This window comes from Actinomadura bangladeshensis, assembly GCF_004348335.1.
Lineage (GTDB): Bacteria > Actinomycetota > Actinomycetes > Streptosporangiales > Streptosporangiaceae > Spirillospora > Spirillospora bangladeshensis.
The window spans coordinates 1-8,264 of sequence record NZ_SMJW01000311.1 but is presented as its reverse complement, the minus strand read 5'-3'; the positions used below and the strand labels follow the sequence as shown (position 1 = coordinate 8,264).

The 8,264-nt window shown below is 70.3% G+C and carries 8 protein-coding genes and 1 pseudogene; all 9 read right to left on the bottom strand.

Annotation, left to right across the window (positions count from 1 at the left end; all coding sequences use genetic code 11):
- A pseudogene (locus E1284_RS35795) lies at positions 1-242 on the bottom strand (hypothetical protein); the annotation flags it as partial.
- Positions 243-318: 76 nt separating this feature from the next.
- Positions 319-738: a hypothetical protein gene (locus E1284_RS35790; protein ID WP_131944593.1), complete on the bottom strand. Its 420-nt coding sequence runs from the start codon at positions 736-738 to the stop codon at positions 319-321.
- A 308-nt stretch (positions 739-1,046) separates the two neighbouring features.
- Positions 1,047-2,456 carry a S8 family serine peptidase gene (locus E1284_RS42065; RefSeq protein WP_165965558.1) on the bottom strand — a complete coding sequence of 470 codons (1,410 nt, stop codon included), beginning with the start codon at positions 2,454-2,456 and terminating at the stop codon, positions 1,047-1,049.
- A 102-nt stretch (positions 2,457-2,558) separates the two neighbouring features.
- On the bottom strand, positions 2,559-3,794 hold the full coding sequence (locus E1284_RS43795; RefSeq protein ID WP_131944592.1) for a WXG100 family type VII secretion target: 1,236 nt from the start codon (positions 3,792-3,794) through the stop codon (positions 2,559-2,561).
- 31 nt (positions 3,795-3,825) lie between these two features.
- Entirely contained in the window at positions 3,826-4,215 is a 390-nt protein-coding gene (locus E1284_RS35775) for a hypothetical protein (protein WP_131944591.1), read from the bottom strand.
- Between the two features lie 163 nt (positions 4,216-4,378).
- Positions 4,379-4,666: a WXG100 family type VII secretion target gene (locus E1284_RS35770; RefSeq protein ID WP_067793350.1), complete on the bottom strand. Its 288-nt coding sequence runs from the start codon at positions 4,664-4,666 to the stop codon at positions 4,379-4,381.
- A gap of 41 nt (positions 4,667-4,707) precedes the next feature.
- A complete protein-coding gene (locus tag E1284_RS35765; protein WP_131944590.1) occupies positions 4,708-5,028 on the bottom strand; it encodes a WXG100 family type VII secretion target in 321 nt (106 codons plus the stop codon).
- A 246-nt stretch (positions 5,029-5,274) separates the two neighbouring features.
- On the bottom strand, positions 5,275-6,684 hold the full coding sequence (eccB, locus tag E1284_RS35760) for a type VII secretion protein EccB (RefSeq protein WP_131944589.1): 1,410 nt from the start codon (positions 6,682-6,684) through the stop codon (positions 5,275-5,277).
- 9 nt (positions 6,685-6,693) lie between these two features.
- Positions 6,694-8,091: a type VII secretion integral membrane protein EccD gene (gene eccD, locus E1284_RS35755; RefSeq protein WP_131944588.1), complete on the bottom strand. Its 1,398-nt coding sequence runs from the start codon at positions 8,089-8,091 to the stop codon at positions 6,694-6,696.
- Positions 8,092-8,264 lie beyond the last annotated feature (173 nt).

Genomic DNA, 8,264 nt, shown 5'->3' with positions numbered 1-8,264 from the left:
GGCGGGGGCGGCGGCTCGACAGCCGGCTGGACGGGTGCGGGCGGCGGCTGAGAAGCCGCCTGGACCTGTTCCGGCATGACGCCGGGGGTCACCGAGGGCTGCGGCTCCGGAACGGGCAGCGGCGGCGCGTCGGCACCCCATGCGGGCTGCACCTGAGACGCCGCCGGATCGAGCACCCGCAGCCCCCGCTGCGAAACGCCGAGATCGCGCAGGACGCCCTGCTGCCAAGTGGAGTCCGGCACCCGCCCTCCTTTCGTCGCACGACAGCCTACGAGGTCCCGACCGCCCCGCGTCCCCCCGCCGCTCGGCGGATCCGCCTCACCCGCCAGTCGGCATCGGCGGCATCGACGGCATCGTCTGCTTCAGGCACTCGCCCTGGTCCTTGATGACCTGCTCCTGGCTCTTGCCGTTCGTGTTCGTCGGCTTCATGCCGGGGTTGTCCACGCTCGCCGCGGGCATCTCGTACCCCCTCTTGACCATGCAGTCCCGGAGCTTGGCCTGCAACTCCCGCTGCGCCGGCGTGAGCTTCCCGCCGCCGGCGGCCGGGGTCTGGCCGCCGCTGCCCTCGGCAGCGCCGCCGTCCGGCGCGCTCGCCGGCGCCGTCGCCGGCGCCGTCGCCGGCGCACTCGCGCCAGTCGAGGCCGTCGAGCCGCCGGCATCGTCCTCGGAGCCCCCACACGCACTGACGCCCAGCGCCAGCGCCGCGGCGGCGACCGGAATGAACAGGAGCTTCTTCATGACCACTCTCTCCGTGGGGGTGACTGGAATGTCATCGTGAATGACTGCAACGCCGGCGCCCATTCTGGGGCGAACACGGTGCGAGCGCCCGAGGAATTGCCGGCGGCCGCTCAGCGAGCGCACCATCATGCCACGGACCTCAGTACGGCCGACGCGATTTCCAACAATCCATCGAACTCATCGCAACACGGCGCGTCAGGCTCCACCGGATGGACAATCCCACCAACAATCGGCGGCCGATCGGTACGGATCACTCCGCCATTACCTGACCGGCCGCGCGGCATTCTCCTCCCGCGTGTGCCCGGCGCTTACTGAGGCGGGCCTGTGGGAGGGGCCTCGCCCGGCGGCCGCTGACCGGGCGGCATGGGCGGATGCGGCTGGTACTGCGGCGGGCCGCCCTGGGCCGAGCCGCCCTGCGGCGGGACACCCCCGGGCGAACCGGACTGCGGGGGATGACCCTGCGGCGGGCGCTGCGGATAGGGGCCGCCCTGTCCGCCCGGCGGCGGTCCCGGCGGCTGCCCGAACCCGGGTGGCGCCCCGTAACCGGCCCCCGGGCCCATCGGCGGCGGTCCGCCCCGCTTCCGCCGGGAGAAGAAGAACGCGAAGACACTCAGCAGGGCGACCACGACGATCGTCACGCCCCACACGATGAAGACGGCGAAGGAGGAGGAGTCATCGTCCTTCGACGCCGCCGGTGCCGCCGACTCGGAGCCTTCCGGCTGATGGGTCTTCACCCACTGGTCGAACTCCTCGAACACCGGATTCGCGGTGCCCTTCGGTACCTTCCCCGCGAGCGGCCGGTAAGGACGGATGATCCCGTACCCGGTCCGGCTGTCCTTCCCCTTGTCGTAGATGTCCAGCGACGAGGCGATGAGCCCCCGGACGACCTCCCGGTTCTTCATGTCGGGATGCTTGGCCCGGATGATGGCCACCGCCCCCGACACCAGCGCGGCCGCGGCACTGGTCCCGCTTCCGCTGTAGAGCTTGCCGTCCTTGAGCACCGTCCACGTGTGGGCGCCGGGCGCGGCCACGGTCACATACGGCTGCCGCTGCGTCTTCTCCCAGGGATTGAACTTGAGATCGACCGCGCCGACCGACATGACGCCCTTGCAGTTGGCCGGCGAATTGCTGGAGTTCGCACCGTTCCCGTCGTTGCCCGCGCCGGCCACGATGACCGCGTCCTTGCCGAGCGCGTACGCGATGGACTCCTGCAGGTCGCGCGGGCACGGGCCGGGAACCGCCTGTGACAGGTTGATCACCTTGGCGCCGCGGTCGGCCGCGAAGCGGATGCCCTTGGCGTAGGCCGGATTGCTCTGCGCGACCACGGGGAGGATCTTGGCGTCCGGAGCCACGCCGACCATGCCGGTGCCGCCTCCCTGCGCCGCGATCAGCATGGCCATCCCGGTGCCGTGCCCGCCCGCCTCCGTGCTGTCCTGATCCTGGCGGCCGTCGCCGGAGCCGTCCTCGGCGTCCATACCGGGAAGCACCGCGCCCCGCAGTTCCGGCAGGCCCGCCTCGACCCCGGTGTCGATCACGGCGACCGTGACGCCCTTGCCGGTGGACAGCGGCCAGAGGTACTGCTGGACGCCCCAGGTCTTGAACCACCATTCCTGCGACAGTGGCCGGGGTGCCGCAGCGGCCGTGCCGGGAAGGGCGACCGCACCGAGAATGGACGCGGCCAATATCGAGCCGGCCAGTTTTTGGGCCCGTCGCAGCATCAGTACTCCTCGCCTACCGCCCTGGTTCACAGAAGCATCGGCAGGCCAGACTCTGCCTGGCCTGCCGATACCCCATGCTCGTCATCCGACGTGTCTATCGCGTCAGCCGATCACCGGCGGTGCGGTGTCGTCGTTGCCGCCCCAGACGTCCTCGTCCTCGGTCAGCCACGTGCTGCGCTCGTGCTCGTTGCCGTCGCCGCCGCCTCCGCGGGCACCGGCGCCCATCGGCATGCCCATGCCGGCCATGCCGCCCTTGCCGCCGAGGGCGTTCTTGCCGAACGCGCCCGGGCCTGCACCGAACGCGCCCGGGCCGGCACCTAGGCCGGGACCTCCCGGGCCCATACCGGGACCGCCGCCGGGAAGCCCGCCGCCGCCGAGACCGGGGGCCCCGCCGGGAAGCCCGCCGGGGCCGAGACCGGGGCCTCCGCCCGGACCACTCGGCGGCAGGCTGGCCAGGTCGGTGCCGGGGCCGCCGGGGCCGCCCGGCAGGTCGGGGCCGCCCGGACCGCCGGGGAAGCCGCCGCCCGGTCCGTTCGGACCGCCGGGAAGGTTCCCCGGACCACCGGGACCGCCGGGGAGATCACCAGGACCGCCGGGCCCGCCGGGAGGGCTGCCGGGGCCGCCGGGACCACCCGGCAGGTCACCGGGGCCGCCGGGACCGCCCGGCATGTCGCCGGGGCCGCCGGGACCACCCGGCATCTTGGGGGAGCCCGGAGGCTTCCCAGGGTTTCCGGGCGGGTCCTTGTCCCACACGTTCGGGTCGGCCTTGGGCATGTCCTGCTGGATGCCGCGCGGGAAGTTGTTGTTGGACTGGACCGTGCCGTCGTTGATCTCACTCATGACATCCTCGGCGGCGTAATTGTTGCCGACGAGGAAGCTGGCGGCAGCGGCCGGCGAGACGGTCGCGCCCCATTTGACGACGCTGCCGACCCAGCTGTTCAGCGGGCCGCCGCTGCCGTACGCGTTCTTCCACTGCGTCTGCTGGTTCCCGTGCGCCGACAGGGCCCCGCTGGTGGTGTGCGCTTTGTCGTAGATCTCCTTCGCCTGCCGATAGGCCTTGTTCATCTGCTCCATGGCCTTTTCGGCGTCGTCACCCCCCCACGACTCGACCAGCCGTCCCGCCTGCTTGAAAAGCAGGCCGACGGATTCGTTGATCCGCGTCGCGGCCTGGCTGTAAGTCGTCGCAGCCGCCTGCACCTTGTCGGGCTGCATGCTGTCGACGATCTGCTTGACCTGGTCGAAATGGTCTTCCCAGACCTTGAGCTTGTTGAAGAAGCCGCCGGTACCCTGGTCATCCGTCTGGATGGCGTCGAACCTGATCTTCGCTTCTTGTCCCACTGCTGATCACCCTCTCCGCTGGCGCTGCCGATCAAATGGCCGTGTGCGGGGAACCGGCCGCTTCCACACCCCGCTTGGAAGCGTCATCAGCATTGCGGTGGCTCTTGTTCGAAGCCCGAATGGCCTCGATCACCTGCTCGTAGGCGGTAAGGAACTGGTCGAAGGTGCCGCCGATCTGGTCGCGCGCCGCGACGACGGTGCTGTACAGGCCCTGGCCGGCCTTGTAGTTGCCCATCGCGGCCTCGGGCGGGGTGGCGTCGGTGATCTGGTTGCTCCACCGCTCGTCGCGCAACTTCTTCAGGTCGGCGTCGAGTTTCTTCACGATGTCATCGAGTACGTCGTGCTGGATCGCTATCTCTTTGCCGCCGGCCGTGGGCAGGTTGTTCGGGTACGAACCGCCGCCCGGTGCTTTGGGTGCCATGTGCGCTTACCTCCTGTCAGTTATCGATCCAGAACTGTCCGGGAGACAAGACGGCACGTGTCCGCTCGTCGGCCCCCGGTGCGGCGAAGGCGGCCCTGACCGTTCGCACGGCCAGGGCCATCTCGTTCCGGAATCCCGGAACGAGTCCTCGTCGGCCGTCCGATCAGCCCCAGATGCCGGAGTTGCTCCGCTCGGCCTGCTGGTAGTTGTCGTGGGCGTCGCGGATGGCGAGGCCCAGCTGCGCCACGACGTTCTGCATGTCCTTGGCGGCGCCGTCCCACTGCTTCTGAAAGACCCAGTAGGCCTCCTGGGCGGAGCCCTCCCACTGGTTGAGCTTCGTCCGGAGCTTGCCCTCCAGGTCGTTCAGCTCGTCCATCAGCGCCCGCGCGGCCTGGCTGAACTGCGCCTCACCCTCGCTGAGGCCACCGAAATTGGCTCTCGTGTAGCTCATGATTCTCCTTCTCCAGCCGTTGACACCTAAAGCGAATTCGGTCAGGTCGTGCCGTTGAGCAAGGACTGGACCTTGTTCACGGCCTGCTCCGACATCTCTTCCTTCGACTCGTAGGTGATCTTCGTCTGGACGAGGCTCTGGTGCATGCCCTCCAGCGCGCGAAGGACCTTGCCGAAGTCCTCGTTGAACCGGTTGAACACCGACTCGAAGGCCATGGAGGCGTTACCCTCCCAGGCCGACCGGACCTGCTGCTTGTGTCCTTCGAGCTGCGACTGCAGCCCCTTGATGATGTTCGCGGATGCGTCGATGTCGTCCGCGGCCTGCTTCATTGCCGCTCTGTCGACGGCAGACTGCTGCCCCATCAGTCACCTCCAGTGACTCGTATCGTCGTGACCCGCGAGGGTGGTCCAGAACAGAGGCGCCGGGCCAACACCAACTGCCCCCGTTGCGGCAGCGCTTTCAACCCTGTGGCCCTTGAAGGCGGGGGGTCGCACCGCAGAGTGCCTCCTACCATAGGATCTTCCTCGCCGGGTGTCCATCCGTTCATGCGCGAGGTTAGACGCAATAACGTCCATTGCGGTTCGGTTGAATCTTAGATCATCCGCCGATCAGTTCCCTGCCTGCGTATTCGCGGTCTGGGTGGCCGATACAGCGGCCGGATCGAGCACTGGACCCTGCACGATGAGGTCCAGCACACCCGCCGGAACATTGGACGCGTCACCGGGCAGGGAGTAGCCCAGCTTCTCCGCCGTCCCCTTGTCCTTGATGGGGAATCGCTTGCCCTCGGCGACGAGGTAATAGGTGTTGACCTGGTCGGCCTGGCCGGGGCTCGGCACCCGGCCGGCGAGCGCCGCGCTGCCGGGCGGGAAGACGAGCTGGTCGGCGCCGTTCGCGTTCGCCGTCTCCGGCGGCGCGGGCAGCGAGCCGTTGAGGGTGAGCGTCGCGTCCTCGTTGCCGCTCGGGTCGCTGTAGAGCGCGCACAGCGGGCTCGTCCCGGTGAAGGGGACGATCTCGGGCGCCTTGCCCTCCAGCTTCTGGTCCCGGATCTGCTGCGCGGAGCGTCCGATGGCGTTGACCTGCCCCGCGTTGATGTCGATCGGACGGACGCCGCCCGCACCGTAGGCCTTGCGGATCTCCGGGTCGGCGACCAGCAGGTCCCGCTGGATCGGGGTGATCGGCGCGAGCCCGTCCGCGAGCAGCACGAACGAGGAGGACGCCCCGGACGCGGTGCTCAGGTTGAAGATCTGCCCGACCCGCGCCTTGCCGGCCGGTCCGGTCGCGTTCTGCCCGACGCCGGGGATGCGCGGTGCGGCGAAGTCCGGGCCTTGGGTGACCGAGTTCAACCACTTTCCGGCGATCTGTACGGGGGTGGCGCCGAGCGTGGCCAGCGCATACGGCGGCATCCGCATCCGGGTGTTGCGCCACAGCAGCCAGTTCTGCCCGTCCGCCTGCACGGCCAGCGCCTGGCCGTCCTTCAGCGGGGTGCCGCCGACCTTGCGCCCGGCGGTGAGGGTGACGAGCGACCGGCGGCCCAGCGAGGTGCCCTCGACCGTCCGGACGCAGACCGCCCACGGGGCCTGGGTCAGGTCGCCCGGCTTCGGCAGCGTGTTCGGCGCGCCGGGGATGCCGATGGTGGGGCCGCGCTGGAACTCCTTGAGGGACGATCCGGAGACCGTCCGGCGGCTCTTGTCGTCGGCGCCCGCGACCAGCCGCGCGGACACGTAGTTGCTGACCGGGCACAGCTTGCCGTTCTCGCACCACACATAGCGGGCGCCGGTCTCCTTCTCCACGATCAGCATCCCGGCCTTCTCCAGGCCGGTGGCGCCGCCCGGCCGGATGATGCCGTAGATGCCGAACGCCGCCATGCACAGGATGCCGATCATGATGCCGCTGAACGCGGCGATGTTCATCCGGCGCATCGGCAGTTCTGGATGGTCCGGCTCACCGGAGATGAGCGCCAGCGACGCGCGCTGGCTCATCAGGCGGTGGGCCTGCAGCAGGTCCTTGCGAGTCTGCACGGGGGGCTCCTAACCGGCGAGCCCGCGCATGTACGCGAACAGACCGCACTCTCCGAGGGCCAGCGGGATGAGCGCGATCAGCAGGAACATCTCCAGGATGTCCCCGGCGCGGCTCCAGAACGGCGACGGCCGGTGCCCGGGCAGCCAGAGCCCGACGCCCGTGAACGTCCCCGCGACGAGCACGAGCGGGAGGATCGCGCCGGCGACCAGGCCCGCCGCCGAGGCGTCCCACGCCTGCCCGACCACCACCGCGGCGATGCCGAGCACGCCCGGCACCAGCAGGTTCAGCCGCTGCGCCCGGCTGCGGAACAGCCGCGAGCGCAGCAGCACCAGCACCGAGATGACCGACGCGGTGGTCGGGCCGAGCCAGCCGTCGTCGAACGCGGACGGGACGAGCCCGATGAACGCGATCACACCGAGCCCGGCGGTGAACCCGGTGATGAAGCGGTTGGCGCGGCCGGTGCGGGTCAGCACCTGCTGGCCGTCCACCATGATCGTGTCGCGGCGCAGGTCCTCGGCGCTCTGCGGCACCGGTGGAAGTGTCACCTTGGAGAAACGGAAGGCCAGCGTCGGGGTGAGGGGGGTGAGCATCATCGCGACCACCACCGTGACCGCCGCGATGCCTCCCGCGGACAGGTCCCCGAACGCCAGCGCGACGGCGGAGCCGATCGCGCCGAGCAGCCCGCCGACGACCATCCCCCAGAAGACGGACGCGCCGCCGGTGACGCCGACGACCGCGATCACGGCGGCCAGCACCAGGGTGCCGAAACCGGCGAGCGCGTTCAGCGCGTCCAGGCCGGAGAACGCGGTGTCGCGGGCGGGCCCGAGCAGGCCGGCGAGGAACGCGTGCGGCAGCGCCGCGAAGCCGAGCACCGTGCCCGCCCGCTCGTCGCCCGCGGCGCGCGAGACCGACACCGCCGCGGCGAGGTACAGCAGGCAGATGACGCCGGCCGCGGCGGCCGGGACGATCCAGGACGGACCGGCCAGCAGCACCACAATGGCCGCGACCACCGAGGCGCCGCCGCCGACCGACAGCGAGAACTGCCGCGTCCACTCCGGCCGCCAGCGGTCGCGCCGGTCGTTGATGGCCGTCGCGACCACGTCCGCGACGTCGTCGAACGCGAGTTCCGGCAACTGCGACATGCCGGGCCGCAGGTAGAGGACCTCACCGTCGCGGAGCCCCGCCTGCGAGGGCGTCATCCCGCCGTCGAAAGGGGCCTCGTCCAGCCGCTGCAGGACCCACCCGCCGTGGGCCAGACCGGCATCGGCCATCTGCGCGCCGGAGTAGTGGAGGATCGCCGGAAAGAACTGGGCGAAGGGCACGTGAGCGGGGAGCGAGATATCGATGCGGCGCTTCGGGGCCACCACAGTGACCCTGCACAGCTCCGCCCCGGTGACTGAAGCCACTGTTCTTCCTCACCTGTAAGCATGGCTCCTGGGGAGCGTCCGGACACCGGCGAAACCATGACCGCGACAAATCTGAAATCGCGCGCCTGCGGGGTCGTTCCACCGTCGAAGGACGGTACCAGGGTCGGCCGTCACGGAGCAGATCCCGCCGCCGGCCCCACCCCGTCCCCTTC

Coding starts and splice junctions, on each gene's coding strand:
- E1284_RS35790 (WP_131944593.1), bottom strand. CDS start 738: ATGAAGAAGCTCCTGTTCATTCCGGTCGCCGCCGCGGCGCTGGCGCTG.
- E1284_RS35765 (WP_131944590.1), bottom strand. CDS start 5,028: ATGGGGCAGCAGTCTGCCGTCGACAGAGCGGCAATGAAGCAGGCCGCG.
- E1284_RS42065 (WP_165965558.1), bottom strand. CDS start 2,456: ATGCTGCGACGGGCCCAAAAACTGGCCGGCTCGATATTGGCCGCGTCC.
- E1284_RS35775 (WP_131944591.1), bottom strand. CDS start 4,215: ATGGCACCCAAAGCACCGGGCGGCGGTTCGTACCCGAACAACCTGCCC.
- E1284_RS35770 (WP_067793350.1), bottom strand. CDS start 4,666: ATGAGCTACACGAGAGCCAATTTCGGTGGCCTCAGCGAGGGTGAGGCG.